The sequence below is a fragment of the Mesorhizobium sp. M1143 genome (assembly GCF_040318435.1).
In the GTDB taxonomy this organism is placed as follows: Bacteria; Pseudomonadota; Alphaproteobacteria; order Rhizobiales; family Rhizobiaceae; genus Mesorhizobium.
This window is the reverse complement of the sequence record NZ_JAMYMJ010000043.1, coordinates 26,307-51,089: the sequence shown is the minus strand read 5'-3', so window position 1 is coordinate 51,089 and position 24,783 is coordinate 26,307. Positions and strand designations below refer to the sequence as shown.

Sequence of the window (24,783 nt, the reverse complement as noted above, 5' to 3'; positions counted from 1 at the left end):
GGCGATAGCCGTAGCGACCCTTGTGGCTGTCGAAGATGGCCTTGATCGCCGCCTTCAGCGCCGCATGGCGGTCCGAGCGCTTCGCTGCTTTCTGTCTGTAATAGAACGTGCTGCGCGCAAGCTTCGCCAGTTCGAGCAGCCCCTCAAGCGAATGCAACGGCCTTAACGCCTGGACGGCTTGCGCTTTTTGAGCGCATGTCCCTGCGTTAAGGCCTCCAGTTTTTTTAGGTAGTCGTTCTCCATCCGCAGATGCTTCAGCTCAGCCAGCAGTTCTTCGCGGCTTTTGGCCTCGTCACTGGCTGCAACAGGCACTGCGGGGGACGGCGGCTTTGACATGGGTCGTCCTCTGGGACGCGGGCCGAGCGCCTCTATCCCGCCCGCATGATAGCGCTTCTCCCAGCCCGTCAGGCAACTGGCATTGCGGATATTGAACAATGCAGCCGTCTGCCGATACGACAGACCTTCCTCCCACATTCGCTCAAGCACCGACAGCCTGAACGCCGCGTCGTAACGACCGTACTTACCAGATAGCCCGGCATCGCCATGCGCCTGGTACAACGCAACCCACTTGCGAACAGTGGCCGCATCAACGCCATGCATCGACGCCGCACTCGCGTAGCTCTCATCCCCGCCTAAATAGCTATCGACAACCGAGCGCTTGAAACTCTCGCCGTGTCTGGACATGCAAAACCCCCGAAGGTTGTGTCCAACTTTCGGGGGTCAGTTCACGAAGCGGGCTTTTTTGATGAACTGTCGCAAACCTTACTCGTCGTCCGCATCTTCCTTCTTGGACTTGAGCGCCGAGAGCTTGGCGAACACGGCGTTGGCGTCGAGTTCGGCATCCTCGTCCTTCGGCTTCTCCGGCGCCGGCACCAGGCGCTCGGTCACGGCAGCCGGCAGCAGCGTGTCGCCGACAGGCTGCGCCTGCTCGCGGCCGCGCGAGGCGCGGTTGACTTCCATGTCGAGGTCGATCTGCGAAGCGAGACCCAGCGTCACCGGGTCCATCGGCTGCAGATTGGCCGAATTCCAGTGCTTGCGCTCGCGGATCTGTTCGATCGTCGACTTGGTCGTGCCGACCAGGCGCGAAATCTGCGCGTCCTTCAATTCCGGATGGTTGCGGACCAGCCACAGGATGGCGTTGGGCCGGTCCTGGCGCTTCGACAACGGCGTGTAGCGGGGACCCTTGCGCTTGGATTCCGGCACCCGCACCTTGGGGTCGGACAGTTTCAGGCGCTGGTTCGGATCCTTCTCGGCGCGCGCGATCTCGTCGCGGGTCAGCTGTCCGGTCATGATCGGATCCATGCCCTTGATGCCCTGCGCCGATTCGCCGTCGGCGATCGCCTTGACCTCGAGCGGATGCAACCCGCAGAACTGCGCGATCTGCTCGAAGGAAAGCGCGGTGTTGTCGACCAGCCAGACGGCGGTCGCCTTGGGCATCAGCAGCGTATTGGCCATTTCAAAAATCCTTCTCGTTCGCCCGCGTTCCCGCGCGGGCGGTGGTTTAGAGCCACCAAAATGGGAAATTCGCGGCCTGTATAACCGCTCCGCTGCCGTTTCGCAATGTTTTTGGCGCAGGGCGCAGCCGTCGGACACCGGACAGCGGGGGAGGCCAGGAGGACCTCGGCTCCGGCGATCATTGATGCCGAGTTGTACAGGGGGTCCAAAACGACAAAACCCGCCGGACAGGGTCCAGCGGGCTCGGAACCGGCGACGGGATACCGTCTGCGGCGGCTCTTGCTTCTGCCGCGTGGTCAGGCCTCATCGGCCGACCAGGCTTCGAATTAGATGGCCTTGCGGGCAATCCTCTCGATGTCGCCGCGGCTGATGCCGAGGTCGCTGAGCTGACGGGCGTTGAGCTTGTTCAGCTCGCGCACGGTTTCGTTGTACATACGCCAGTTACGGAAAGCGCGGATCGGGTTCATGGTTGTCCTCCAGTTGTTGGATCAAATCGTTTCGATGACGCTTAGATAGGCAGTGCTGCCCACGAATTGAACAGACGTCTTTGCATAGCCGCAATGCAAATGCTGCATTGCAGCATTAAGCTTCTGTTCATCTTGCCGACAGGCTGAGCGCGGAGCATGGCGCGAGGTTCAGGTCAGGCCGAGCAGAGAATGGCGGCTCCCGAGAACCGGAGCGGAGCGTACTTCAGTATGAAGCACCGGCCTACGCCGGCCGTAGCCTTAACTGCCGCAACCCCTCATGAGGGCTTCGGCCGGCGGAAGGCCGGAAGCGCAGGGAGCCGCCATTCGCAGGCCGGCCTCACCTGAATCTCGCCCCATCTAGCCGACGTCGAGAACGATCTTGCCTATATGCTCGCCCTCTTCCATGCGCTCATGCGCCCGCCAGGCGTCGGTCAGCGGGAAGATCATGTCCATCACCGGCGCTACCTTCCGGGTGCCGAGCAGCGGCCACACCTGTGCTTCCAGTGCGGCGGCGAGCGCCGCCTTGAACTCGACCGTGCGAGGCCGCAGCGTCGAGCCGGTGTGGGTCAGCCGCTTGACCATGATTTTCGAGAAATCGGCGCTCGCCACCGCGCCGGCCTGGACGGCGATCTGGACGATCCTGCCCTCGACCGCGGCGGCCTCGTAGTTGCGCGCGATATAGTCGCCGCCGACCATGTCGAGAATGACGTCGGCCCCCTTGCCGCCAGTCGCATCCTTGACCGCCGCGACGAAATCCTCCTCGCGGTAGTTGATCGCCCGGTCGGCGCCGAGCTTCAGGCAGGCGTCGCATTTTTCCTTGCTGCCGGCGGTGGTGACGACATACGCGCCGAAGGCCGACGCCAGCTGGATCGCCGTGGTGCCGATGCCCGATGAGCCGCCATGGACCAGCAGCGTCTCACCCTTTTTCAAGCCGCCGCGCTCGAACACATTGTGCCAGACGGTGAAATAGTTTTCCGGAACCGCGGCCGCCTCCGTGTGGGTGAAGCCGGCGGGCAGCGGCAGCACGCTGCCGGCATGAACCTTGACATATTCGGCATAACCGCCCCCCGGCGTCAGCGCGCAGACCCGGTCGCCGATGCGCCAGCGCGATATCTCGTCGCCAAGGGCGGCCACTTCGCCCGATGCCTCGAGACCGGGCAGGTCGGAGGCGCCGGGCGGCGCCGGATAGGCGCCCTTGCGCTGCTGCACGTCGGGGCGGTTGACGCCGGCCGCACGCACCCGGATCAGGATTTCGCCGGGACCAGGCACCGGCACGTCGCGCGTTTCCGGTTTCAGCACCCGCGGCCCGCCCGGTTGCGAGATTGCGATGGCCGTCATCGTGGCTGGAATTTTATGTCCGCTCGCCATGAAATTTCCCGTCTCGGTCCGCCGGTCTGTCGCCGGCTGCCAGCTTCTTGCCGGCTGTTTGCATCTGCGCCCCTGCCCTATGTATGCTGATTGCCGGATCAGGCAAATGGCCAAATCAGCCCAATACTGAATAGGGAGGAGCGACGATGGCGATCTTCGACGACGAACCCAAAAAGAAAGCCCGCCCGCATGAGATCGGACAGGATCTGTCGCTGCTTTCGGTCGGTGACCTTACCGAACGGATCAGCATCCTGCGCGAGGAGATTGCCCGGCTCGAAGCCGAGCTCCAGACCAAGGGCAGCACCAAATCGGCGGCCGAAGCCCTGTTTCGCCGCGGCTAGTTTTCGCGTTAGTTTCGGCGTTGAGCATCCGCCGCCGAAAAGCCCGAATGCGCCTGTCTTCAGACCCCGCCAACAATCTCCAGACGGATCAAACAATGTTTGCAAGCTACAGGCCGATCCTCTCGCTGCTTCGCGGCACCGCTTTCCTGCTCGCGGCTTCGGGGCTGCACGGCCTGTTGTTGCCGTTGCGCGGCCAGATCGAAGGATTTTCGACCGCATCGCTCGGTCTGATGGGCACGGCCTGGGCCGGTGGCTTCGTCACCGGCTGCTTCTTCGCACCGCGCCTGGTGCGCCGCGCCGGCCATGTCCGGGCGTTCGGCGCCTTTGCCGCTTCGGGCGCCATCGTGGCGTTGCTTACCGGCCTGATCATCGACGAATATGTCTGGATCCTGCTGCGCGCCTTCACCGGCTTCACCATGGCCGGAGCCTTCATGGTCATCGAAAGCTGGCTGAACGAGAAGGCCACCAACGAGAACCGCGGCACCGTCTTCGGCCTCTACATGATGGTCACCTATGCCTCGATCATGGGCGGCCAGATGATCGTTGCCGGCGGCGACGTCAGATCGGCGTCGCTGTTCATGATCACCGGCATATTGTTCTGCCTGTCGCTGATCCCGACCGCGGTGTCGTCGGCTTCGTCTCCCAAGCCTTTGCAGGACGTCAAGCTCGACGTCAAAGGTCTCTACGCCAACTCGCCGGTGTCGGCGATCGCCTGCCTGTTGGTCGGCATCGCCAATGGCGCCTGGGGTACGCTTGGCGCCGTCTACGGCGCCCGTATCGGCATCTCCACCGCCCAGATCGCACTGATGATGAGCCTTGTCGTTATTGCCGGCGCGGCCATGCAGCTTCCGGCCGGACGCCTCTCCGACAAGACCGACCGCCGTTTCGTGCTGGCGGGCGCGGCTTTCGGCGCCGCACTGTTCGCCATCCTGATCTTCCTGTTCGAACCGCGTTCCGCCGTCCTCGTCATTGTCTTCGCCGCCGCCTACGGCGCCTTTGCCTACACGCTCTATTCGATCGCCGTGGCGCATGCCAACGACCACGCCCGATCGGAGGATTTCGTCAAGGTCTCGGGCGGCCTGCTGCTTCTGTATGGCTTCGGAACCATGATCGGGCCCCTGCTGGCTGCCGCCCTGATGGGCTGGCTCCGCCCCGAAGGCCTGTTCCTGGCCACCGCGCTGGCGCATCTCAGCCTCGCCGCCTACACGTTGCTGCGCATCAGCCGCCGCGCGCCGGTGCCGATCGAAGACCGCGACGCCTTCAAGACCCAGCCGGCCGATCGCTCGGTCACCCCTGAAGCACTGCGGCTCAGAAAAGCGGAAGCCGACGGTTGAGATTTGAAAAGCTTTGCCCCACAAGTATAGGCATGATCTTTTCTGACGCCTTCATGGCGATTGCGGACCCCAACCGGCGCTATCTTCTGGAAGAGCTCCGGCGTGGCCCGAAAACCGTCAACGAACTGGCTTCGGGCCTGCCAGTCTCCCGCCCGGCCGTGTCCCAGCATTTGAAAGTGTTGCTGGACGCCGGTCTGGTTCAGGCCAAGGCCGAGGGCACGAGGCGGGTCTATACAGTCAGCAGTGGCGGCTTCCTCAAGCTCAATATTTGGCTTGATCAGTTCTGGGAAGCATAGGCCGCGATTCCAGCTCGCCTCCCTGGCTTTCAAGTGTCCGTTGCCAGCGCCTTGCCCAGCGCATCGAGCAGGAATCCGGTACCATGCTCGCGCGATGACGGTGTGTCGTGCCCATCGAGAAACGCGCCCTGCTCGGTGAGCACCAGACGCGTGCCCGTGCCTTCCGGGCGAAGCTCAATTGTCGCCAGCGAAACCGAGATTCTGACATCACCGAACAGCATGTCGTAGCTGTAGACGATGCGCTGGTTGGGCACGATGTCCTGATAGGTGGCGGTATAGGTGTGGATCGGCCCGTCCTTCGGCCCGCCGGCATTGACCTCCTGGCCGCCGACGCAAAAATCCATTTCGTGCCTGTGGGTCATCGGGTTGTCGGGGTCGGCGAACCAGCGCCGCTTGGCGGCCGGATCGCTGAGCGCGAAATAGACTTTCGCCGGCGCAACTGGATAGAGGCGCTCGAGGACGAAGGTGGAGTGGACGACGGATCGTTCGGCCATGGTCGGGTCCTCTTGGTCAGCTTGATGGTTTCTGCGCGACGAAGACGCCGTCGCGATAGGACGCGCCGAAATAGACTTCGACGGCGCGCAACCTGTCGCCATGGAACAGATGCAGTTCGGTGTTGCGGAAGGTCTTTCCGTCCGCCGTCTCGCAGCGATAGAGGACAAAGGCGGCGTCCTCGTCCTCGCATATCCGCTCGATGACGATCGAGCTGAAGGCCGGGCTGTCCGGCCAGCAGCGCTCGAAATAGGTCGCACGGTCGATGGCGTCGTCATAAGGGCTGGTGAAGGTGAAATCGTCGGCGAGCACCGCCGCGACGGCAGCCTTGTTATTCGCCTGGTAGGCGGAAAAATAGCCGCGGATCAACTCCGCTCTGCTTTTGCCGGGCATGGTCATTTCTCCTCTGCTTCAGGTCATTCGGTCCCGGCGAGAAAATCGCCGAGCCGGTCGAGCCGACGCTCCCATGTCAGCCGCCGTTCGTTGATCCAGTGTTCTGCGCTGCGCAGCGCCTGCGTCGCGATCTGGCAGGTGCGCACGCGGCCGAGCTTTTCCGAGCGCACCAGCCCGCTTGCTTCGAGCACGTTGAGATGCTGGACGACGGCCGACAGCGACATCGCCAGCGGTTCGGCCAACTGGCTGACCGAGGCCGGCCCACGCGACAGCCGTTCGACCATGCTGCGCCTGGCCGGGTCTGCGAGCGCCTGGAACATCAGGTCGAGCTGGGCGGGATCGTGCAGCATCGCGATCAGCCGTTATTGTAGGGAAAGAACTTGAAGTAGGGCTGCGCCTCCTCGACCACCCGGGCGAAGGACGGCCGCTTGAGCAGGCGGTCGTGGTAGTGTTTCACGGCCGGATAGCTGTCGCCGAATGGCTCGACCTTGTTGGCGTAGAACAGCGCCGGCGAGGCCGCGCAGTCGGCCATGGTGAAGGTAGGCCCGGCCGCCCAGAGTTTCGAGCGCATCTCCTCCTCGATGATCGCATAGGCGTTGCGCAGTTGCGCGCGCGCCTCATCGACCCCGAACGGATCGGTCTTGTCCTGCGGGCGCAACCTGTCGCCGACGATCTTCTGCATCGGCGCCTGCACGTAGAAATCGTAGAAACGGTCGGCCTGGCGGACCTGGAGAGCAAGGTCGGCCTCGGCCGGGATGAGCTCGACCGGCCCGGGATAATGCGCGGCCAGATATTCGATGACGATGGTCGATTCCAGCACCGTGCGATTGCGTGCATCGTCACGCAGCGCCGGCATCTTGCCGGTCGGCGACACCTTCAGGAATGCTGCCCGCGACTGCTCGTCGCCGAGGTCGACGATAACCGGCGTGAAGGGCGTGTCGTTCTCGTAAAACGCTATCAGCGGTTTCCAGCAGAACGATGCCAGCGGATGGAAATGGAACGTCAGGGACATTTTTTGCTCGTCTGTTTGCGGTTCGTCGGTGCTGGAGCGGTGCCAGCCAGCGCCAACACTGAAGCGCTTACTTAACTATTTCCATGAGGCGAATGTGTCAAGGTTCCAGACTGCCTTCAGGGTTTGGTATGCGCCACGATGGCGTCGATGATCGTGCCCCAGTCGTCGGGATGCAGTTCGTGGCCACCGCCTTCGACGCGGACAAGCCGCCCGCCGGCAACAGCGTCGGCAAGGGCTGCGCCATGCTCGACCGGAAAGATCGGATCCGATGTCCCGTGAATGACGAGCAGCGGAACTTTGATCTCGCGCAGGCGTCCTTTCAGATCCTCGCCGCCCTTCAGCATGAAATGGTTGGTCGCGCTCAGAAAGCCGCCGGATCGGTCGTAGTCCTGTTGGACGAACGCCCGCATCGCCTTCTCGTCAAAGGGATGCGCGGTGCTGGCGATCGCACGCGCATCCTTGACGACGAAGCCGATCACCTGGTCGCGGTCCGACCAATCGACCTTGGCGCCATCGGCCGAGTGCTCCATATAGGCCTCGGTCGTCCCCGGCAGGTGCGATGTATCGATCCCCACCGGCGAACTGCTGATCACCGTCAGTGTGATGACACGCGAGGGATGTTTCAACACCAGTCGTTGCGCGATCATGCCGCCCATCGACATCCCGACCACATGCGCCTTGCCGATGCCGCAACCGTCGAGGACGCGCACCGCATCGTCCGCCATGTCGTCGAAGGTATACGGCGGCTCGCCCGGCGCATATTTGGTCGACAGGCCGGTATCGCGATTGTCGTAGCGGATCACGAAACGGCCCTCGCTGGCGAGTTTTTTGCAGAGCGCCTCCGGCCCCCACAGCATCGAGGCCATGGCGCCCATGATCAGCAGAACGGTTGGATGGCCGGGATCCCCAAACGTCTGGGAGACGATTTCGGGTGCTGCGGCCCGTGTCATGGGACTCTCCTCGCATCGGCCAATCAAAGGCCAACCAAACTGATTGCGTTTTGCAATCGGTTGCACGATAATAAAACTGATACGATAATGCAACTGGTTTTTGAGGAGAGTCGGATGAAAACCGAACACCGCTCGGGATGCCCTATCAATCTGTCGCTGGAAGTGTTCGGCGATCGCTGGAGCCTGATCATCCTGCGCGACATGATTTTTGGCGGCAAACGCCACTTTCGCGAACTGCTCAACGGCTCGATCGAGGGCATCGCTTCCAATATCCTGGCCGACCGGCTGAAGCGGCTGATGGAACTCGGCATGCTGACCAAGGCCGACGACCCCTCGCACAAGCAGAAGGCGATCTACAGCCTGACCGAGATGGCCATCACGCTGGTGCCGATCATGGCGCATCTCGGCGCTTGGGGCCGCGTCTGGCTGCCGGTGAGCGAGGAGCTTTCGATCCGCGCCGAGCTGCTGGAGAAAGGCGGACCGCCAATGTGGGAGCAGTTCATGGACGAGTTGCGCCACGACCATCTGGGCACGCCTGTCGCCACACCCGCGCAGCCTTCCGTCCGCGCTACATTGCAGGCCGGATATGAGGCGGTGGTAGCCCGCAAGGCGTCGAGCGGCATCGAGGCCCCGGCCGCTTGACCAACTTATTTCCCCATTATCAGGCCGGCTCTGCTATCAAGGGGCTGAAAAACATAATTTACGGGATTGGATAACGCTCTTGGTCGAGAACTCTAAGGATACTGCCCGCGCCCGGGCGGATATGCGTTTCAAGAAGCAGGAAGAGGCAGCCACGGTGCGGCAAAAGGCGATGGCGGAGTATGTCGCCGAGGCCGACGCCCGCCAGGCCAAGACCAACAAGCTCCGGGCATTGCGCCTTGCCAAGGAAGCGGAAGACCTCGCCAACGCCCCCGCCGCTCCGGTCAAGAAAGCGGCCCGAGCCAAGAAAAAATAACTCGGTCTCTTCATCGACGCGCCATCTGGATGCCGGCGGATCGTATCCGCCATGTGCCACGATCAGCAATGCCCGCCATTTCCGCTTTCCCGCGCGAAGCAATTTCAACCGCAACCGGGATTTCGCATCCCGCATGTCAGGTCGATGATTGACGCGTTTTGATCAGGAGACAGCCATGACCGCACTGACCCTCGAAAAAGCCAAGCACATCATCGACGCCGCCTTCGCCAAGGGCGCCGAGATGAAGCTCAAACCGCTCGGCGTTTCCGTGCTGGATGCCGGCGCGCATCTCGTCGCCTTCCAGCGTCAGGACGGCGCCTCGTTCCTGCGCCCGCAAATGTCGGCCGGCAAGGCCTATGGGGCGCTGGCCATCGGCATGGGCTCGCGCCGTGTCGAGGCTTTCGCCAAGGAGCGGCCGCATCTCGTCGCCGGCATTTCCGACGTCTCGGGTGGACGCGTGTTGCCGGTCGTCGGCGGCGTGCTGATCCGCGACAAGGCAGGCCCCGTCATCGGCGCCGTCGGAATTTCGGGAGATACGTCGGACAATGACGAAGCCGCCGCCATCGCTGGCATCGAAGCGGCGGGCTTCACCGCCGATCCGGGCTGAGGGGGAGCTTCGTCATCCCAGGGCGAAGCAGGAGCGAAACTCCGTCGCGAAGACCCTGGGATCCATGCCGCGACCTTTGCCGCAAGTGTAGGCGGAGCAGAATTCTGAACCATTGCAACGCCTTAGCTTCACGGAATGGATCCCAAGGTCTGCGCCGCGTCGCTTCGCTCCTTGCTTCGCCCCAGGAGGACCAGAAAGAGCAGCCACGCCAATCGCGAACGGTTGCGACCATCCAACGAAGGCGGCTAGTTCAAATTTATGTCTCTACTCGCCGACCGCATCGACACCGAAAACCCGGCCAGCACATCGAACAGGGCGATCACCATCAGCGTGAAGAAGACGGAGTGCGCCGCGCCCTTCACCAGCAGGAACTCGACCAGGAACGCCACGAAGACCAGCGTCGACAACAGATGGTCCATGATCGAGGCGTTCGTGGTGCGCACCGACTTCACCATTTCGAGGAACAGGAAGATCAGCCCGATCACCACCATCAGGTCGCCGAGCGTCATCGAGAACACCCCGCCCGACATCATGCTGAACGAGAAGATCTCGGTCGCCCACGGATCGTCGCCGCTGCCGAATATTCCGAGGAGTCCGAGATTGTAGGCCACGAAGGGCACGATCAGCAGCGGGATGGCACCGAACATCAGGCGTCTCCTCTAGCAATTCCAGGAAAGCGGTTTCCCAAGGAATTGCCTAAACAATGGGGGCACCTTCTGTAGAATGCCCCGCAGGCACGCCGTCAAGATTTTTCGCTAGCGCCCGCAAACACGGAAAAAGACCGCGCGAAACAACCCTGTCAGCCACAGTTGCCCCGGCTGACCACCGACACGCCGGATTCAGCGCTTGAACTGGCCTGTCCGCACGGCGGCGCCGATAGCGTTGAGGATGAAAAGGCCGGCGGTCATCGAGGTGATCTCGTTGACGTCGCGCGCCGGCGCGATCTCGACGATGTCGATGCCGACGACACGTCCCTTGGCGAACAGCCCCTTGATCAGTTCGATCGTCTGCCGGTAGCTGATGCCGCCAGGCGCCGGCCCTTCGACCGCCGGCATGACAGCGGGATCGAGACCGTCGGCATCGATGGTCAGGTAATAGCGGCCACGGTCCGGGATGCCCTTGAGCAGCGCCGCCGTACCGATATCCTGCCATTCATTGGCGGTGACGATGTTGGAGCCGTAGGCGCGGGCCGCCTCGACCTCCTCGAGCCGGGCGCTGCCCTGGCTGCGGATGCCGAGCTGGAAAATCCCGGCTATATGCGCCATCTCCGAAGCGCGGCGGATGGGGCTGGAATAGCCTTCCCTGACCCCGTTGACATTGTCGCGCCAGTCGAGATGGGCATCGATCTGAACCAGGGTGATCGGCCCTTCGCCGTCAAGCGCCCGCAGGATCGGGATCGGAACGCCGTGATCGCCGCCAATGGTGATCGGCAAGGCGCCGGCGACGCGGATCTTTCGGATCGCCGCTTCGGCCAACCTGTAGTGGCCGCCGGCGGCATCGCCGGGGACATCGCCGACATCGACCACCTTGACGTCCTGCCCGTCGAACAGGGTTCCGCCAATGTCGAAATCATAGCGGTCGAGCCCGAGGCTGATGCGCTGCGAGGCGCGCCGCACCGCGGTCGGCGCGTTGGTCTGGTCGTTGACCAGCTCGTCGATCGTGTAGGGACTGCCGTAAGGCATGCCGATGATGGCGACATCCGCCTTCAGCGCATCGAGGTCCTCGACCAGCGGGAAGTTCATGAAGGTCTGGAAGATATCGCGGGGTGCTGTGGTGAGCTTGGTCATGCGGTCCCTCTGAAGCCGGTCGATCATCGCGCGGAAGCGCCGCGACAAGGCATGCGGACTCAATACAGCACCGCCGCCGCAGCTTGTATCGCCACGGACGCCCGGTCTTTGGCATAGTTGGCGGCGCGGCGCGCACCAAACGCAAAAAAACCGGCCAATGGCCGGTTCTTTTGGCATCAAACCCTTCGAAAGCTGGTCTCAGCTTTCCTTGGGCGTCAGCACCTGGCGACCGCGATACATGCCGGTCTTCAGGTCGATATGGTGCGGGCGGCGCATTTCGCCGGAATTCTTGTCCTCGACATAGGTCGGGGCCTTGAGAGCGTCGGCCGAGCGGCGCATGCCGCGCTTGGACGGAGAGGTTTTTCGTTTCGGAACGGCCATGGATATGCTCCACTACATGGTCAAAATGCCCCGATAGCCCTCGTGAAAGGGCCGCGTCAGGGCCATAATCTGAGAAAGTCGGGTGCCTATACACGCCCTGCGCCGTTTTGGCCAGCACCGTGGCGATTTTTTTTGAGCCGGCAGCGGTTCGACCTAATCAAGACAACCGACATACGCGCCCGAACGGCCGGCGCGGCGTTCGATCAGCGACGCCAGGCGCCGCAGATCCGGACCGGGCTTGGCCGGATTGCGGGCGATCGGATTGGGCAACGAGACGGCGAGCAATGCCGCCTGCCGCCGCGACAGCTGCTTGGCCGAAACGCCGAAATGATGCTGCGCCGCCGCCTCGATGCCGTAAATGCCCGGCCCCCATTCGGCGATGTTGAGATAGATTTCCATGATCCGCCGTTTCGACATCACCGCATCGAAATAGACGGCCAGCGGCAGTTCGACCACCTTGCGCACCGAGCCCAGCGGCCGCGACCACAGGAAAAGGTTCTTCACCGTCTGCATGGTGATGGTCGAGGCGCCGCGCGTCGCCACGCCGGCCAGCGCATCGTCGACGACGCCGCGCAATTCGCCGAGATCGATGCCGCGATGGAAGCAGAACTGACCGTCCTCCGACATGATCACCGAATTGGCCAGCACCGGCGACACATCGTCGATCGACACCCAACGCCGGTCGTAACCGGAGAAGGTCGCGAGGTCTTTGACCATCAAGGTCGATATCGGATGCACGAAGGACGGCAGATAGAGGAAGGTCAGCCCAATGGGTATCGCCGCCAGCACGACGGCGACGACCAGGCCGCGCCGTGCCAGGCGCTTCAGACCGGCGCGGTTCACGCGCCTTGGTCGCGCCATCTCAAACCCTTCGGTTTCATGATCGACGATCGGTTCCGTCAAGCCGCCCCCACCCGCGCCACTCTCCCGCCTCCGGCATAATGGCGCGAGGCTTCTTGCGCAACGTCTGAGTGTCGGCTACCGCTCCCGGCCATGACGAAAGACGAGCAATTGGCCTTTGAGGCCGCACTTCTGGGGCGGGCGGCGGCGATCGAGGCCGGGCTCAGGCTGCTGCTCGACGGCCGCACGCTTGCCGGCGAGATCGCCCGGCCGGAGCGTCTGATGGCGGCCATGCGCCATGGCGTGCTGAACGGCGGCAAGCGGCTGCGCCCCTTCCTGGTCATGGAAAGTGCCGCCCTTTTTGGCGCCGATGGCGAGGCGGCGATGCGCGTGGCGGCGGCCATCGAATGCGTGCATTGCTATTCGCTGATCCATGACGATCTGCCTGCCATGGACGACGACGATCTGCGCCGCGGCCAGCCGACCGTGCACAAGGCCTTCGGTGAAGCCACCGCCATCCTTGCCGGCGATGCGCTTCTGACGCTTGCCTTCGATGTCCTCGCCGATGAGGCGACGGCGCTGCCGGCGGAGCGCAGGGCGGCACTGGTGCTGGCGCTGGCGCGCGCGGCCGGCACTGGGGGCATGGTCGGCGGGCAGACGCTCGATCTCGAAGCCGAGCGCAGCAGGCCGGACGAAGCCGGCATTATCCGGCTGCAGGCGATGAAAACCGGCGCGCTGATCCGCTTCGCCTGCGAAGCCGGCGCGATTATTGCCGGCGCCGCACCGCAGGACCGCGACCGGCTGGCCGAATTCGGCTCGGCGGTCGGGCTTGCCTTCCAGCTCGCCGACGACCTGCTCGACCTGACCGCCGATGCCAGCCAGATGGGCAAGGCGACCGGCAAGGACGCAGCCGCCGGCAAGGCGACGCTGGTGGCGCTGCATGGCGCGAACTGGGCGCGCAGCCAGCTCCATGGGCTGGTCAAGCAGGCCCATGAATTGCTTGAGCCTTACGGTGAACAGGCAGCCTTGCTGAAGGCAGCGGCAAGCTTCGTGGCAATCCGCAACAACTGAGGTTGGGCAATCGGATGCCGAACCGTTTTCGGAATTTGTCGGCCTTGCGCTGCCTTGCTTTGGTGTCTCTCAAATGCCCCAAAGCAACTGGGCGCGCTATCTGACCTTGACGACGACCTTGCCCTTGGCGCGTCCTGTTTCGACGTAAGCCAGCGCCTCATTGGTCGCTTCAAAAGGAAAGACCCTGTCGACGACCGGGCGAATCGCCCCATCTTCGATGAGGGACGTGATTTTGCTCAGTTGCTCACCTTGCGCCGACATGAACAGGAACGAAAATCCCACGCCCCGGCGCTTGGCTTTGGTCCTGATACCACGGCTCAGCAGCCGCAGCAGCAGCCTTAGCACCACGTTCAGTCCCTGTTTCCTGGCAAATTCGGGATCCGGAGGACCGGAAATCGAGATGAGCTTCCCACCCGGTTTCAGCACAGTCAGGGATTTCTCAAGCGTCTTGGCGTCCTGGCTGTTCAGGACGACGTCGTAGCCCGACAGGATTTTCTCGAAGTCGTCCTTCCTGTAGTCGACGACGACATCGGCGCCGAGATCCCTGACCAGATCGGCGCTTGCCGCGCCCGCTGTTGTCGCAACGATCGCGCCGAGGTGCTTTGCCAACTGGATGGCGAATGTCCCCACGCCGCCGGAGCCAGCCTGGATGAAGATCTTCTGGCCTGTCTTCAGACCCGCCCTCTCGATGAGAGCCTGCCAGGCGGTCAGACCGACCAGCGGGATCGAGGCCGCCTCTTCCATGCTGAGGTTCGCCGGCTTCAGCGCCACGTCGGCTTCATCGATTGCGATGAATTCGGCGAATGTCCCGATCCGGCCGTCGGGCGGCCGCGCATAGACGGCGTCGCCGGGTTTGAATTTGCGGACTTTCGAGCCCACCCTGACAACCCTCCCGGCAACGTCGTGACCGAGGATGAAGGGCCGGCGATAGGGAAGGACGAGTTTGAATTCGCCGGTCCTGATTTTGGAATCCAGCAGGTTCACCCCGGCGGCATGGACCTCGACCAGGACGTCATTGTCCAGCAGCTCCGGCTCCGGCATCTCGGCCAGCCGCAAAATGCCTTTCTTGCTATAATTATCGACAACGAATGCCTTCATGGCAGTGACTTTCTGGAAGTGTCCGTTGGTGTGCCGTTTGTGTGTGAAATTCTCCGTCCCATCGTTGTTCAGACCGGCAGGCGGAACTGCTTGCGCAAGGTCTTGTCGAACATCCCCGCGGGGGCGAAGCGGCGCAGCAGGCTGACCTGGCGCGCTGCCTTCCCTGCGGTATAGCGCCGTCGCGGACGGGCGTCGGTCGCTGCCTTGACGACCACATCCGCCACCACTTCCGGCCGATCGGCTTTGGGCATCACATCGGCAAGCAGCGCCTTGAGACCGGCGCGCGCCTGATCGTAGTCCTTCAACAGGGAATCCGGCTCGATGCCGTTCTGGTCGAAGACGGTGCGCACGAATGCCGGCTCGATGACCGAGACGCGAATGTTGAAGGCGCGAACCTCATGATCGAGCGATTCCGAATAGCCCTCCAGCGCGTGCTTGACCGCCGAGTAGTGCGCTGAGTATGGCGCGGGCACCAATCCTAGAATCGAGCCGATGTTGACGATGCGCCCTTGGCCGCGGCGCCGCATCGACGGCAACACCGCATTGGTCATGCGCATGACGCCGAACAGATTGACGTCGAACAGAACCTGCACCTGTGCGACCGAAGATTCCTCGGCGCCGCCAAGCAGGCCGACACCGGCATTGTTCACCAGCAGATCGATACGACCGGTCTGGGCCAGCACGGTTGCAACGAGGGCGCTGACGGACTCCCCGTCGGTCACGTCGCAGGTCAGCATGGACACCTTAGCCGGGCCGTTGCCGGCCTTGCTGCGGCTTGTCCCGAAGACGGTATACCCCGCCCGCGCCAAGGCCTCGGCACTGGCGCGGCCGATGCCCGAAGAGGCTCCGGTCACGACTGCGGTTCTTCCCGAAAGGTTATTCATTTGATACTCCAGAGACATGAGGGCTAGCTTTTTGCCGTTGATTGAATTATGATCGTAATATCATATTACACTCATAATGCAATAGCAGAAAGGAAGAGCCGCCATGCGCTACGAAAAGGGCCGAAAGGACGCCTCCCGCGATCGCATCGTCGAGGTCGCAGCCCAGCGTTTTCGCGGTGACGGCATCGCCGCGTCCGGACTGGCAGCCATTATGGGCGACGCCGGGCTGACGAACGGAGCCTTCTATCCGCATTTCCAGTCCAAGGCGGAGCTCGTGCGTGAAAGCCTTGTAGCGGCACTGGAGAGCCAGGTGCAGCAACTGCAGGAGGTATTGGCCGCCGGTGGTCCGGAGATGGGCATAGCGGCGTATCTGTCAGCTGCGCACCGGGACAACCCGGGAACGGGCTGCGCCAACGCCGCGCTGCTCCCGGAACTCGCGCGTCAGCCGCTCGAAACGCGACAAGTCTATACCGAACGCTTGCTGGTTCTGGTGCGCCAGTTGTCTGCAGCGCTTCCGCAGGCCAGGGATCCGGAAGGCGTTGCCATGGGCGTCTTTGCGACCCTCATCGGCGCGCTTCAACTGGCCCGCGCGGTGGCAGGGACCGAATTGTCGGATCGCTTCCTTGCGGCAGGAGCAGATGCCGCGCGCAGGCTGATCCAGCCACGTGACGGCGAGAAGGCATCCTAGGTTGGGGGCGGCAACCGCAAAGGGCCCCCTGACATCGTCATGCGGGTCGCACACAGGAAAGGCCGGCCTTTGGAGGCAGGCCGAACCGCTATTTCGCCCGATTCAATCTCAGGTCTAGTGCAGATGCCTGAGCTTGTCGGGATTACGCATGACATAGACGGCCGCGATCTTGCCGTCCTCGATGTCAAGCGCGGTGGTCTGCAATTCGCCATCGGCCTCCCGCGTGACGAACCCCGGCAGTCCATTGACGAAGCCGATGCGCACCAGCGTCGAGCGATTGTCGCGCAGCCAGGCCGCGACTTGCGCGTATTGCTTCATGACGGCGTCGAAGCCCAGCACCGGCGCCAAAGCCGCCGGACGCTTGCCGCCGCCATCGGCATGAGCGCTGACATCTTCCGTCAGCAGCGCGCCGAGCGCCTGCATGTCGCCGCTGCGCGATGCCGCGAAAAAGGCTTCGGCGATCTCCAGGCCACGCTGCTTCTCCACCTTGAAGCGGGGCCGCGCCTCGCGGACATGGCCCCGTGCGCGAGCGGCAAGCTGGCGGCAGGCGGCTGAATCGCGCTCGATGGCGGTCGCGACCTCCTCGAATTCCAGCCCGAACACATCGTGCAGCAGAAAGGCCGCCCGCTCGAGCGGCGAAAGCCACTCCAGCGCCAACATCAGCGGCAAGGTGACATCTTCAAGATAGTCCTCTTCGACGATCGGCTCGGGCAGCCAAGGGCCGATATAGGTCTCGCGCTGGCGCCGCGTGGATTTCAGCTGGTCAAGGCAAAGCCGCGTCACCGTGCGGCGCAGGAACGCTTCGGGCTCGCGAACCTGCGAGCGGTCGGTCCCCATCCAGCGGATGAAGGCATCCTGCACGACATCCTCGGCGTCGCTCACCGAGCCCAGCATGCGATAGGCGACCCGCATCAGCTTCGGATGCAGCGGGCCGAAGCCCGCTGCCGCGTCGTCGGGTGCCGTCGCCGGCATCAGGCCGCCTTGGCGCTGGCGCGTATCGTTGCTGCGTCGGTGTAGAGCCCGAAGCCAATGGCGATGCGGTTCCAGCCATTGATGATGTTGATCAAAACGGTGAGCTTCACCTGCTCCTCCTCGGTGAAATGCGACTTAAGATCATCATAGGCGCTTTCCCGGTCCTGTCCTTCCGAGAGGCGCGTCAGCGCATCGGTCCAGCCGAGCGCGGCACGCTCGCGGTCGCTGTAGCAGGGCGCCTCGCGCCAGGCCGGCAGCACATAGATGCGCTGCTCGGTCTCGCCATTCTCGCGGGCTTCGGTGGCATGCAGGTTGATGCACTTGGCGCAGCCATTGATCTGCGACGCCCGAAGCTTCACCAGCTCGTTGAGGCTGTGCTCGAGCCCGGCGGCAACGGAGAGTTCGGTCGATGCACGCTGCCACTGCTTGATCAGCGCAGGGGCGGCGGCCAAGAGGTCGATCTTGGCGGTCATGATTGCAGTCCTTGTGTTGGATACGACATCATGACGAGGCAGGTCCGGCCGATGTGACATTCAGGCTGGATTTTTTCGAAGGTGCTTTCCCGGCGCGTTCAATCGTCTTTGATCAGCACGATCTTCGCCGGATCGAAATCGATCCCGACCATCGTCCCTTCCGCCACGGCGGGTGTGACATCAGGCGATGTCGCGAACAGTTCGACCGCCGGATCGCTGATCGCGATCCGGTATTCCATGTGGTCGCCGAGATACGAGCTCTTGACCACCTGGCCCTTCATGGTGCCCGCTGGCTGGCCGGGCAAGATTCGCACGGCATTCGGGCGCACAGCGAGCATCGCCGGTCCCGGAGCGTTACCGCGACCCGGCATGTCGAGCAGCAAGGGTCCGACCTTGACCCTTGCACTGGTCGCATTGCTGGAAAGCACCTCGACGTCGAGCAGATTGGCGTCGCCCATGAAGTCGGCGATGAAACGGTTGGCCGGCTCGTTGTAGAGGTCGCGCGGCGTACCGTCCTGGGCGACGCGAGCGGCGTTCATGACGATGATGCGGTCGGAGACGGCGAGCGCCTCTTCCTGGTCATGCGTGACATAGACCATGGTCAGCGCCAGATCTTGCTGCAGGCCGCGGATTTCGTCGCGCACCCGCCGGCGCAGCTTGGCGTCGAGATTGGACAGCGGCTCGTCGAACAACAGCACCTTCGGCTCCAGCACGATAGCGCGCGCCACCGCGACGCGCTGCTGCTGGCCGCCGGACAATTCGCTCGGCTGGCGCTTCTCGTAGCCGGACAGGCCGACAAGCGACAGCTTTTCGGCGGCGCGCTCGGCTGCCTGCGCCTTGCCAAGCCCCATCGCCCGCAGGCCGTAGCTAACATTCTCCATCACGTTCATATGCGGAAACAGCGCATAGGACTGGAACACCATGGAGACATCGCGCTCAGCGGCGGACAGCAAGGTGACGTCCTTGTCGTCGATCAGGATGCGCCCGGTGCTGGTCTGTTCCAGTCCGGCGATCAGCCGCAGCGTCGTCGTCTTGCCGCAACCCGAGGGCCCGAGCAGCGTCACCAGGCTGGCCGGCGCGATGTCGAAGCTGACATTGTCGACGGCGATCACCGCGCCGTATTTCTTGGTGACGCCCTCGAACCGCACGGCCGGCCTGTCCGTGACAACCGGGGCAGCATTCTTCGCCGTCTGATCCACGCCGCTTCTCCCCATCAGATTGCCGCCACGACGGCTTCCGGACCCGCACGGCGCCGGCCGAGCCGGCGTTCGCCGACCAGCAGCTGGATGCCGATGAGGATGACCATCATGACAACGATCATCACCGCCGAATAGACAATCGCGATGCCGTATTCGCCGACATCTGCGCGCCCGACAATGTAGACCGTGGCGAGATTGAACCGGCCGCTCGCCAGGAAGATGACGGCGCTGACCGCCGTCACCGCGCGCACGAAACTGTAGATCATCGCGGTCACGATCGCCGGCTTCAGGATCGGCAGGATCACCCGCCGCAAGGTAGCAAAAGACCGCGCCCCAAGCGTCAGCGATGCCTCGTCCAGGCTCTTGTCGATCTGTCCGAGATTGGCAAGCCCGGCACGGATCGCCACCGGCATGTTGCGGAAGATGAAGGAGATGACGATGATCAGCCCGGTGCCGGTCAACTGCACCGGCGGCACGTTGAAGGCAAGGATATAGCTGACGCCGATCACCGTGCCGGGAATGGCGAAACTCATCATGGCCAGGAACTCGAACATGGTACGCCCGGCGAAACGCTGCCGGTCGAGCAGATAGGCCGTCAGGATGCCGAGCGCCGCGGTGAACGGCATCGCCACCAGCGCCAGGCCGATGGTCATCAGCAGCGACGGCCAGGCCGAGCCGCTGAAAAACCAGCCATTGACGCCTTTCTCGATCGAAAAGGCGGTGAGGAAATATTGGAGCGTCGGCGTGTTGTCGCGCCCGATCGATTGCACGAAACCGCCGCCCAGGATGATGCCGTAGACCACGATGGTCAGAACCAGCCACGGAACGACGGTGGCGTAGCAGCCGATCCGCAAGGCCTTGGGCAGCGTCGCCGGTACGCCGCCATCGCCCTTGCCTGCAACGGTGACGTAGCTGCGGCTGCCGATCCAGCGGCGCTGGATGACGAAGGCTGCCAGCGTGAACATCAACAGCACGATCGCCAGCACCGCCGCGCGGCCCTGGTCGTGCGCCGCGCCAACCACCGCGAAGAATATATCGGTCGACAGCACGTTGAAATTGCCTCCCAGCACCAGCGGATTGGCGAAATCGGCCATGCTCTCGATGAACGAGATCAGGAAGGCGCTGGCCAGGCCCGGCCGGATCAACGGCCAGGTGACGGCGCGAAACGTCCGCCAGCGGCTGGCGCGCAAGGTCTGCGACGCCTCCTCCATGCTCGGGCTGACCCCTTGCAGCACGCCGACCAAAACCAGGAAGGCGATCGGCGTGAAGGCCAGCACCTGCGCGATGGTGATGCCGGCCATGCCATAGATCCAGCGGCTGCGCGGAATGCCGAGATGCACCGACATGAGGTTGGTGACGATGCCGGCGCGGCCGAACAGCAGGATCAGCGCCAGGCCGATGACGAAGGGCGGCGTGATGATCGGCAGGATGGACAGGCCGCGCAGCAACCATTTGGCCGGCAGCTTGGTGCGTAGCGCGATCAGCGCCAGCGCTAGGCCGAGCGCCGTGCAGAAAAAGCCGACGAGGACTGCGATCGCCACCGTGTTCCACGCCACGCCGCAGGAGCCCTCGCCATAGAGGCAGCGCAGGCTCCATATATTGGCGCTAAAGATCTTATCGAAGAACAGCGCCGGCACGACATTGCCGTCATTGTCCTTGATGGCCGAGGTGAGGATCGACAGCAGCGGATAGGCGACGAACAGGATCAGCGAAGCAATCACGATTGAGAGCGAGCCGACGACGAAACGGTCGCCCTTGCACCATCCCCGCGCAGCGAGCGCCTCGGCGATGAACATCAGCATCGCCACGGCATAGAGCGCCGCGCCCCAGCCAAGCCCCGGCTGCATCGGTCCCGGCGTGCCGGCGATCCGGGTAAGCAAGCCAAATCCCCAGCCCGAATGGATGATGGAAAAGCCTTCGATGGCCAGCCACAGCAGGCCCGCCGCGCCTGCAACCGCCAGGCTCTTGGGGTTGTTGCGCGCCACCAGCCAGCTCGCCAGCAGAAGCGGCAGGATAAGCGGCAACAGCCAGGGCCGGCCACCGAGCGCCAGCATGATGGCCGGCGTCGCATCCGCCGGCTGTGCCAGCCAGTCGAACGAAAGGAAGCCGCCTTCGACCTTGTACCAAGGCAAGAGCACGAAGCTCGCCCACGCGGCCATTACCCAGGGGAGCGCGCTGCGTCCAGGAGCGGAACTGACCATGGAACCGGCCGCGGCCATTCAATGTCTTTCTGTTGCCAACGGATGGGGCGCCGGCTGCCGCGAAGGGCAGCCGGCGATCAGAGATGCTAGAGTGAGCGCAAAAGAACGCGCTCAGCCGCCATTGCGAACCTCGTCGGTGAACTTCTTCAACAGCCGCTTGCGTTCGGCGGACGAGCCATATTTGGCGAAATCGTAGTCGATCAGCTTGATCTTCGAGAGGTCCGGCGCCTCGGGCGGCACCGGCGTGGCGGTGTTCGACGGGATCTGGAAGCTGCCGTTCGGCGCCGCGAGCTTCTGCGCGTCCGGGCTCAGCGCCCAGTCGTAGAATTTCTGCGCCTCTTCGGCATGCTTGGCGCCCGTCACGATGCTCATCGAACCGATCTCGAAGCCGGTGCCTTCGCAAGGCGACACCACCTTCACGGCAGGGTTCTGTTTCGCGGCATTGATCACGTCGTGCTGGAAGGAGATGCCGATCAGCGTCTCGCCCTTGCCGACGGCGAGCGCCGGCGCGGCCCCTGCCTTGGTGTATTCGGCGATGTTCTTGTTGAGCTGCTTGAGATAGTCGAATGCCTTGTCCTCGCCCATCAGCTGGACGATGGTGGCAAGCATAGTCCAGGCCGTGCCCGATGAATTCGGGTCGGCCATCTCGATCTCGCCCTGGAATTCCGGCTTGACCAGATCGGCCCAGCACGCCGGAGCGGTCAGCCCGCGCTGCTTCAGATCTTCCTCATTATAGCCGTAGCCGAGCGCACCGAGATAAATGCCGACCGTGCGGTTCTTCGACCTGTCGGCCTGCTTCAGCGCCCAGTCGCGCAAGTTTGCCAGTTGCGGCGACTTGTATTCCTGGGTGAGGCCCTCTTCCGCCGCCTGCAGATGCGGGTCGCCGGTGCCGCCCCACCAGATATCGGCTTGCGGATTGTCCTTCTCGGCCCGGAGGCGGGCGTAGATTTCGCCGGCGCTCATGCGGGTCATGTCGACGCTGACGCCCGTCTCCTTCTGGTAGGTGGTCGCCATCGCCCGGCACCAGGCCTCGTCGACGGCGCAATACATTGTGAGGCTGCGGTCGGCCGCCTGGGCGGCACTCGCCAATCCGAACATGGCCAGCGCCGCGCCAAGGCCAAGCCAGGCGGCGCGCAAGCCTTGCTTACTGTCAAATGTCTTCATCGATATTCCTCCCTGTCTTCTCACTGGAAACGATCTACCCGTCGTCGAGCGGCACTCCGATCACCTGGGACAATGTCGCCGCAACACCGGGTGCTGCCGCAAGCACGGGATTGCCCTTCGCCATGCCATCGCCGTCGAGGAACCGGTTCACCCGGCCGCCGGCCTCCTCCACCAGCAGCAATCCGGCCAGGCAGTCCCACGAATTGATGTGCAGCTCGGCATAGGCATCCGAGCGGCCGTCGGCCACATAGGCCAGCCCAAGCGCTCCGGAGCCGGAGCGCCGCACATTGGCGCCGAGTGCCCAGACAAGGCTCACCTTGTCCAGATAGTCGCGATTGGGAATCCTCGGCGACCAGCCGAACTCGACAAAGGCGCGGTCGAACGCTTGCGTCGGCGACACATGGATCGGCGCGCCATTGCGCGTCGCGCCTTGCCCGCGACGGGCAAAGTACGTTTCGCCGACGGCCGGATTGGCAATGCCGCCGATCTCGCTGCGGCCGTCCTCGACGAAAGCTATCGAAATGCAGAAATGCGGAATACCGCGCATGAAATTGGCGGTGCCGTCGATCGGGTCGACGACCCACATGCGGGCAGAGCCGATGCCGCCGCCTTCCTCGCCCAAAAACCCGTCCTGCGGAAAAGCCTCTGCCAGCGTGGCGCGGATGTGCTCCTCGACCTTACCGTCGGTTTCAGTGAGAAAATCCTGCGGGCCTTTCATCGCCACCGGCTGGACGGCGCCCTGCCGGGCATAGCCTTCCATCGCCAGTTGCCCGGCCGTGACAAGCAGTTTCCGGCAGACCTCGGCACGCCTGTCCATCTCGGCCTTGGACAGCCGGTCCGCCTTCGGATGCGCCGCCGCCCTGCTCATGCAGCCGGTCCGGACAATCGCGCCCTCAATGCCGTCTTCGGCGAAATGGACAGGGTATTCCTCCGATGCCACTCTTGAGCCGGCTTGTATTGCACGGCTGTGCAAAGCTGTTGCATTCGGCCATGCCTGTCAAGTGCGGTGGGTGGCAATGGCAGAAGAGTTGCATTACATTGCACGGGCGTGCAAAGAATCACGAAAACAGCAGCGAGAGCGTTGGCTTGACGGTTCCGAGAATCCGCACCGGTTTTTCCAGCGCCCAGCAGGTTGCCGACCTCGCCGGGGTTTCACGTTCGGCGGTGTCACGTACCTTCACGCCCGGCGCTTCCGTTTCCGGGGAAACCCGCGAGCGAGTGATGCTGGCGGCCGAGCAACTCGGCTATCACGTCAACCATCTGGCTCGCGGCCTGATGCGGGCCTCGACCGGCATTGTCTGCCTCATCGTTGCCGATGGCGACACGCCCTATCATGCCCGCCTGCAGAAGGCGCTGACCCAACATCTGCGGGACGCCGGCAAAATGGCCATGGTGTTCAACACCTCCGGCCCCAGCCACCATGTCGACCAGGCGCTGCGCAACACGCTGAACTATCGCGCCGATGCGAGCATCGTTCTGTCCGGCTCGCCGCCGCAGTTGCTGATCCGCACCTGTCTTGAGAACGGCCAGCGGCTGGTGCTGATCAATCGCGATGACCGCTTCGACGGCCCGCACAATATCGGTGTCGACAACGCTGCAGCCGCAGAGGCAGCGCTGCATGCCTTCATCCGGGCCGGCTGTACCCGCCCCGCTTTGGTGACCTCGGCTGCCGGCACGCCCAGCCTGCTCTCCCGCGAAACCGCCTTCCTTACCGCGGCGCAGGAGGAAGGGCTGGAGGTGACCGTGTGGCGCGAGGGCCGCACCGGCTATGCCACCGGAGCCGATGGCGCCAGGCGGCTCTTTTCTGGCCGGCAGCGGCCGGATGCGGCGTTCTGCGTGACCGACCTGATTGCGTGCGGCTTTCTCGATGCGGCCCGCCACGAGTTCGGCATCAACGTACCCCGCGATCTCTGCGTCATCGGCTTTGACGACATTGAACAGGCCGACTGGGCCTCTTACCGGCTGACGACGTTCTCGCCGCCGATCGAGGAGATCGCCAGGCGCGCCGTGCGGCTCGCGACCGGCGCGCGGGAGGAGGCTGGCAGCCGCCTGATCTGCCATGCGCCCATGGTCTGGCGCAGCACGGTGAGGCCGGGCCAGGGCTGATGCGAAACATGTGTCGGTCAAGACGGGAAACGTACTGATGTCCAAGAAAAAGGCCAGGAAGACCCGCCAGGCGGCAAGACCGGTGGAGATAGCTGTAGGCCCCGAAATCCGGAGCATGATGCGCAAGTTCGGCCTGACCGAGGAAGAAGCACTGCGCATGATGCGCGAATGCGATGCCACCCTCTATGGCGCCAACTCCGGGCACGTGCAGCCAGGATCTTGACGGCCCGCCAGGCGCGAACGGAATTT

General features: G+C 63.6%; 31 protein-coding genes. 10 read left to right on the top strand and 21 right to left on the bottom strand.

The genetic code is table 11. From position 1 onward, the window contains the following. Positions 1 to 162: 162 nt before the first annotated feature. The 4 genes from NKH35_RS23875 to NKH35_RS23860 form a co-directional block, all read right to left on the bottom strand. Positions 163 to 684, bottom strand: a complete 522-nt coding sequence (locus NKH35_RS23875; protein WP_023733052.1) for an IS3 family transposase — start codon at positions 682 to 684, stop codon at positions 163 to 165. Positions 685 to 762: 78 nt separating this feature from the next. Continuing rightward, complete coding sequence (locus NKH35_RS23870) at positions 763 to 1,455, bottom strand: DUF1013 domain-containing protein (RefSeq protein ID WP_023670142.1); 693 nt, start codon at positions 1,453 to 1,455, stop codon at positions 763 to 765. Positions 1,456 to 1,781: 326 nt separating this feature from the next. Further along, on the bottom strand, positions 1,782 to 1,922 hold the full coding sequence (locus NKH35_RS23865) for a DUF1127 domain-containing protein (protein WP_023670143.1): 141 nt from the start codon (positions 1,920 to 1,922) through the stop codon (positions 1,782 to 1,784). 357 nt (positions 1,923 to 2,279) lie between these two features. Then, positions 2,280 to 3,290, bottom strand: coding sequence for an NAD(P)H-quinone oxidoreductase (locus NKH35_RS23860; protein WP_032887144.1), 1,011 nt, complete (start codon positions 3,288 to 3,290; stop codon positions 2,280 to 2,282). Between the two features lie 146 nt (positions 3,291 to 3,436). Between NKH35_RS23860 and NKH35_RS23855 the strand changes: the two genes are divergently transcribed. From NKH35_RS23855 to NKH35_RS23845, 3 genes are read left to right on the top strand one after another with little or no spacing between them, the layout of a single operon-like run. Then, complete coding sequence (locus tag NKH35_RS23855; protein WP_023670145.1) at positions 3,437 to 3,631, top strand: DUF1192 domain-containing protein; 195 nt, start codon at positions 3,437 to 3,439, stop codon at positions 3,629 to 3,631. A 26-nt stretch (positions 3,632 to 3,657) separates the two neighbouring features. Next, positions 3,658 to 4,965, top strand: a complete 1,308-nt coding sequence (locus NKH35_RS23850) for an MFS transporter (RefSeq protein WP_348524263.1) — start codon at positions 3,658 to 3,660, stop codon at positions 4,963 to 4,965. Positions 4,966 to 4,997: 32 nt separating this feature from the next. Beyond that, the gene (locus tag NKH35_RS23845) at positions 4,998 to 5,261 is read left to right on the top strand and encodes an ArsR/SmtB family transcription factor (protein WP_023670147.1); all 264 of its coding nucleotides are present in this window, start codon (positions 4,998 to 5,000) and stop codon (positions 5,259 to 5,261) included. 29 nt (positions 5,262 to 5,290) lie between these two features. Here the strand turns inward: NKH35_RS23845 and NKH35_RS23840 are convergent, their stop codons facing one another. The 5 genes from NKH35_RS23840 to NKH35_RS23820 all read right to left on the bottom strand — a co-directional run bounded on the left by NKH35_RS23840 (position 5,291) and on the right by NKH35_RS23820 (position 8,108). Further along, positions 5,291 to 5,755 carry an SRPBCC family protein gene (locus tag NKH35_RS23840; protein ID WP_023670148.1) on the bottom strand — a complete coding sequence of 155 codons (465 nt, stop codon included), beginning with the start codon at positions 5,753 to 5,755 and terminating at the stop codon, positions 5,291 to 5,293. A gap of 16 nt (positions 5,756 to 5,771) precedes the next feature. Beyond that, on the bottom strand, positions 5,772 to 6,146 hold the full coding sequence (locus NKH35_RS23835) for a nuclear transport factor 2 family protein (RefSeq protein WP_032893136.1): 375 nt from the start codon (positions 6,144 to 6,146) through the stop codon (positions 5,772 to 5,774). Positions 6,147 to 6,169: 23 nt separating this feature from the next. After that, positions 6,170 to 6,496 carry an ArsR/SmtB family transcription factor gene (locus NKH35_RS23830; RefSeq protein ID WP_352916625.1) on the bottom strand — a complete coding sequence of 109 codons (327 nt, stop codon included), beginning with the start codon at positions 6,494 to 6,496 and terminating at the stop codon, positions 6,170 to 6,172. 5 nt (positions 6,497 to 6,501) lie between these two features. Beyond that, entirely contained in the window at positions 6,502 to 7,158 is a 657-nt protein-coding gene (locus NKH35_RS23825; protein WP_023690076.1) for a glutathione S-transferase family protein, read from the bottom strand. A 116-nt stretch (positions 7,159 to 7,274) separates the two neighbouring features. Then, complete coding sequence (locus NKH35_RS23820; RefSeq protein ID WP_352538604.1) at positions 7,275 to 8,108, bottom strand: alpha/beta fold hydrolase; 834 nt, start codon at positions 8,106 to 8,108, stop codon at positions 7,275 to 7,277. Positions 8,109 to 8,222: 114 nt separating this feature from the next. Between NKH35_RS23820 and NKH35_RS23815 the strand changes: the two genes are divergently transcribed. The 3 genes from NKH35_RS23815 to NKH35_RS23805 all read left to right on the top strand — a co-directional run bounded on the left by NKH35_RS23815 (position 8,223) and on the right by NKH35_RS23805 (position 9,670). Further along, positions 8,223 to 8,750: a winged helix-turn-helix transcriptional regulator gene (locus NKH35_RS23815; protein WP_023670151.1), complete on the top strand. Its 528-nt coding sequence runs from the start codon at positions 8,223 to 8,225 to the stop codon at positions 8,748 to 8,750. A 79-nt stretch (positions 8,751 to 8,829) separates the two neighbouring features. Beyond that, the gene (locus tag NKH35_RS23810; protein WP_023670152.1) at positions 8,830 to 9,063 is read left to right on the top strand and encodes a hypothetical protein; all 234 of its coding nucleotides are present in this window, start codon (positions 8,830 to 8,832) and stop codon (positions 9,061 to 9,063) included. A gap of 175 nt (positions 9,064 to 9,238) precedes the next feature. Continuing rightward, positions 9,239 to 9,670 (top strand): GlcG/HbpS family heme-binding protein, encoded by a 432-nt coding sequence (locus NKH35_RS23805; RefSeq protein ID WP_023670153.1) that lies wholly within the window; start codon positions 9,239 to 9,241, stop codon positions 9,668 to 9,670. A gap of 245 nt (positions 9,671 to 9,915) precedes the next feature. On the opposite strand, the gene NKH35_RS23800 is transcribed toward NKH35_RS23805, so the two are convergent. The 4 genes from NKH35_RS23800 to NKH35_RS23785 form a co-directional block, all read right to left on the bottom strand. Beyond that, positions 9,916 to 10,317 (bottom strand): hypothetical protein, encoded by a 402-nt coding sequence (locus NKH35_RS23800; protein ID WP_023670154.1) that lies wholly within the window; start codon positions 10,315 to 10,317, stop codon positions 9,916 to 9,918. A gap of 192 nt (positions 10,318 to 10,509) precedes the next feature. Further along, entirely contained in the window at positions 10,510 to 11,457 is a 948-nt protein-coding gene (locus tag NKH35_RS23795; RefSeq protein WP_352916622.1) for an agmatinase, read from the bottom strand. A 198-nt stretch (positions 11,458 to 11,655) separates the two neighbouring features. Next, positions 11,656 to 11,838 (bottom strand): 50S ribosomal protein L32, encoded by a 183-nt coding sequence (gene rpmF, locus NKH35_RS23790; protein ID WP_008834724.1) that lies wholly within the window; start codon positions 11,836 to 11,838, stop codon positions 11,656 to 11,658. A gap of 153 nt (positions 11,839 to 11,991) precedes the next feature. After that, positions 11,992 to 12,699 carry a transglycosylase domain-containing protein gene (locus NKH35_RS23785; RefSeq protein ID WP_352916629.1) on the bottom strand — a complete coding sequence of 236 codons (708 nt, stop codon included), beginning with the start codon at positions 12,697 to 12,699 and terminating at the stop codon, positions 11,992 to 11,994. A 132-nt stretch (positions 12,700 to 12,831) separates the two neighbouring features. On the opposite strand from NKH35_RS23785, the gene NKH35_RS23780 reads away from it, so the two are divergent. Further along, positions 12,832 to 13,749: a polyprenyl synthetase family protein gene (locus NKH35_RS23780; RefSeq protein WP_023752894.1), complete on the top strand. Its 918-nt coding sequence runs from the start codon at positions 12,832 to 12,834 to the stop codon at positions 13,747 to 13,749. 96 nt (positions 13,750 to 13,845) lie between these two features. Here NKH35_RS23780 and NKH35_RS23775 read toward each other — a convergent pair whose 3' ends face one another. Then, complete coding sequence (locus NKH35_RS23775; RefSeq protein WP_023752893.1) at positions 13,846 to 14,847, bottom strand: NADP-dependent oxidoreductase; 1,002 nt, start codon at positions 14,845 to 14,847, stop codon at positions 13,846 to 13,848. 68 nt (positions 14,848 to 14,915) lie between these two features. Further along, the gene (locus tag NKH35_RS23770; protein ID WP_023752892.1) at positions 14,916 to 15,731 is read right to left on the bottom strand and encodes an oxidoreductase; all 816 of its coding nucleotides are present in this window, start codon (positions 15,729 to 15,731) and stop codon (positions 14,916 to 14,918) included. A 103-nt stretch (positions 15,732 to 15,834) separates the two neighbouring features. Here NKH35_RS23770 and NKH35_RS23765 point away from each other — a divergent pair, with 103 nt between their 5' ends. After that, positions 15,835 to 16,419, top strand: coding sequence for a TetR/AcrR family transcriptional regulator (locus NKH35_RS23765; protein WP_023818413.1), 585 nt, complete (start codon positions 15,835 to 15,837; stop codon positions 16,417 to 16,419). 114 nt (positions 16,420 to 16,533) lie between these two features. Here the strand turns inward: NKH35_RS23765 and NKH35_RS23760 are convergent, their stop codons facing one another. From NKH35_RS23760 to NKH35_RS23735, 6 genes are all read right to left on the bottom strand, one after another. Beyond that, complete coding sequence (locus NKH35_RS23760) at positions 16,534 to 17,391, bottom strand: sigma-70 family RNA polymerase sigma factor (protein WP_352916620.1); 858 nt, start codon at positions 17,389 to 17,391, stop codon at positions 16,534 to 16,536. Further along, positions 17,391 to 17,864 carry a carboxymuconolactone decarboxylase family protein gene (locus NKH35_RS23755; RefSeq protein WP_352916618.1) on the bottom strand — a complete coding sequence of 158 codons (474 nt, stop codon included), beginning with the start codon at positions 17,862 to 17,864 and terminating at the stop codon, positions 17,391 to 17,393. The genes NKH35_RS23760 and NKH35_RS23755 overlap by 1 nt, the downstream gene beginning before the upstream one ends. A gap of 98 nt (positions 17,865 to 17,962) precedes the next feature. Beyond that, the gene (locus NKH35_RS23750; protein WP_050589925.1) at positions 17,963 to 19,063 is read right to left on the bottom strand and encodes an ABC transporter ATP-binding protein; all 1,101 of its coding nucleotides are present in this window, start codon (positions 19,061 to 19,063) and stop codon (positions 17,963 to 17,965) included. Between the two features lie 14 nt (positions 19,064 to 19,077). Further along, positions 19,078 to 21,264: an ABC transporter permease gene (locus tag NKH35_RS23745; protein WP_352916627.1), complete on the bottom strand. Its 2,187-nt coding sequence runs from the start codon at positions 21,262 to 21,264 to the stop codon at positions 19,078 to 19,080. A 111-nt stretch (positions 21,265 to 21,375) separates the two neighbouring features. Further along, positions 21,376 to 22,401: an ABC transporter substrate-binding protein gene (locus NKH35_RS23740; RefSeq protein ID WP_023748323.1), complete on the bottom strand. Its 1,026-nt coding sequence runs from the start codon at positions 22,399 to 22,401 to the stop codon at positions 21,376 to 21,378. Between the two features lie 61 nt (positions 22,402 to 22,462). Beyond that, positions 22,463 to 23,296, bottom strand: coding sequence for an inositol monophosphatase family protein (locus NKH35_RS23735; RefSeq protein WP_050588586.1), 834 nt, complete (start codon positions 23,294 to 23,296; stop codon positions 22,463 to 22,465). 218 nt (positions 23,297 to 23,514) lie between these two features. Between NKH35_RS23735 and NKH35_RS23730 the strand changes: the two genes are divergently transcribed. Both NKH35_RS23730 and NKH35_RS23725 read left to right on the top strand, forming a co-directional pair. Further along, positions 23,515 to 24,534 (top strand): LacI family DNA-binding transcriptional regulator, encoded by a 1,020-nt coding sequence (locus NKH35_RS23730; protein ID WP_084569953.1) that lies wholly within the window; start codon positions 23,515 to 23,517, stop codon positions 24,532 to 24,534. A 37-nt stretch (positions 24,535 to 24,571) separates the two neighbouring features. Next, entirely contained in the window at positions 24,572 to 24,757 is a 186-nt protein-coding gene (locus NKH35_RS23725) for a hypothetical protein (protein ID WP_023684018.1), read from the top strand. Positions 24,758 to 24,783 lie beyond the last annotated feature (26 nt).

Excerpts from the sequence above, each read along its gene's own strand:
- NKH35_RS23820 (WP_352538604.1), bottom strand. The coding sequence starts at position 8,108 with ATGACACGGGCCGCAGCACCCGAAATCGTCTCCCAGACGTTTGGGGAT.
- NKH35_RS23875 (WP_023733052.1), bottom strand. The coding sequence starts at position 684 with ATGTCCAGACACGGCGAGAGTTTCAAGCGCTCGGTTGTCGATAGCTAT.
- NKH35_RS23840 (WP_023670148.1), bottom strand. The coding sequence starts at position 5,755 with ATGGCCGAACGATCCGTCGTCCACTCCACCTTCGTCCTCGAGCGCCTC.
- NKH35_RS23865 (WP_023670143.1), bottom strand. The coding sequence starts at position 1,922 with ATGAACCCGATCCGCGCTTTCCGTAACTGGCGTATGTACAACGAAACC.
- NKH35_RS23815 (WP_023670151.1), top strand. The coding sequence starts at position 8,223 with ATGAAAACCGAACACCGCTCGGGATGCCCTATCAATCTGTCGCTGGAA.
- NKH35_RS23745 (WP_352916627.1), bottom strand. The coding sequence starts at position 21,264 with ATGGTCAGTTCCGCTCCTGGACGCAGCGCGCTCCCCTGGGTAATGGCC.
- NKH35_RS23800 (WP_023670154.1), bottom strand. The coding sequence starts at position 10,317 with ATGTTCGGTGCCATCCCGCTGCTGATCGTGCCCTTCGTGGCCTACAAT.
- NKH35_RS23780 (WP_023752894.1), top strand. The coding sequence starts at position 12,832 with ATGACGAAAGACGAGCAATTGGCCTTTGAGGCCGCACTTCTGGGGCGG.
- NKH35_RS23795 (WP_352916622.1), bottom strand. The coding sequence starts at position 11,457 with ATGACCAAGCTCACCACAGCACCCCGCGATATCTTCCAGACCTTCATG.
- NKH35_RS23845 (WP_023670147.1), top strand. The coding sequence starts at position 4,998 with ATGATCTTTTCTGACGCCTTCATGGCGATTGCGGACCCCAACCGGCGC.
- NKH35_RS23755 (WP_352916618.1), bottom strand. The coding sequence starts at position 17,864 with ATGACCGCCAAGATCGACCTCTTGGCCGCCGCCCCTGCGCTGATCAAG.
- NKH35_RS23775 (WP_023752893.1), bottom strand. The coding sequence starts at position 14,847 with ATGAAGGCATTCGTTGTCGATAATTATAGCAAGAAAGGCATTTTGCGG.
- NKH35_RS23805 (WP_023670153.1), top strand. The coding sequence starts at position 9,239 with ATGACCGCACTGACCCTCGAAAAAGCCAAGCACATCATCGACGCCGCC.
- NKH35_RS23785 (WP_352916629.1), bottom strand. The coding sequence starts at position 12,699 with ATGGCGCGACCAAGGCGCGTGAACCGCGCCGGTCTGAAGCGCCTGGCA.
- NKH35_RS23855 (WP_023670145.1), top strand. The coding sequence starts at position 3,437 with ATGGCGATCTTCGACGACGAACCCAAAAAGAAAGCCCGCCCGCATGAG.
- NKH35_RS23760 (WP_352916620.1), bottom strand. The coding sequence starts at position 17,391 with ATGCCGGCGACGGCACCCGACGACGCGGCAGCGGGCTTCGGCCCGCTG.
- NKH35_RS23770 (WP_023752892.1), bottom strand. The coding sequence starts at position 15,731 with ATGAATAACCTTTCGGGAAGAACCGCAGTCGTGACCGGAGCCTCTTCG.
- NKH35_RS23830 (WP_352916625.1), bottom strand. The coding sequence starts at position 6,496 with ATGCTGCACGATCCCGCCCAGCTCGACCTGATGTTCCAGGCGCTCGCA.
- NKH35_RS23870 (WP_023670142.1), bottom strand. The coding sequence starts at position 1,455 with ATGGCCAATACGCTGCTGATGCCCAAGGCGACCGCCGTCTGGCTGGTC.
- NKH35_RS23825 (WP_023690076.1), bottom strand. The coding sequence starts at position 7,158 with ATGTCCCTGACGTTCCATTTCCATCCGCTGGCATCGTTCTGCTGGAAA.
- NKH35_RS23725 (WP_023684018.1), top strand. The coding sequence starts at position 24,572 with ATGTCCAAGAAAAAGGCCAGGAAGACCCGCCAGGCGGCAAGACCGGTG.
- NKH35_RS23835 (WP_032893136.1), bottom strand. The coding sequence starts at position 6,146 with ATGCCCGGCAAAAGCAGAGCGGAGTTGATCCGCGGCTATTTTTCCGCC.
- NKH35_RS23860 (WP_032887144.1), bottom strand. The coding sequence starts at position 3,290 with ATGGCGAGCGGACATAAAATTCCAGCCACGATGACGGCCATCGCAATC.
- rpmF (WP_008834724.1), bottom strand. The coding sequence starts at position 11,838 with ATGGCCGTTCCGAAACGAAAAACCTCTCCGTCCAAGCGCGGCATGCGC.
- NKH35_RS23765 (WP_023818413.1), top strand. The coding sequence starts at position 15,835 with ATGCGCTACGAAAAGGGCCGAAAGGACGCCTCCCGCGATCGCATCGTC.
- NKH35_RS23735 (WP_050588586.1), bottom strand. The coding sequence starts at position 23,296 with ATGAGCAGGGCGGCGGCGCATCCGAAGGCGGACCGGCTGTCCAAGGCC.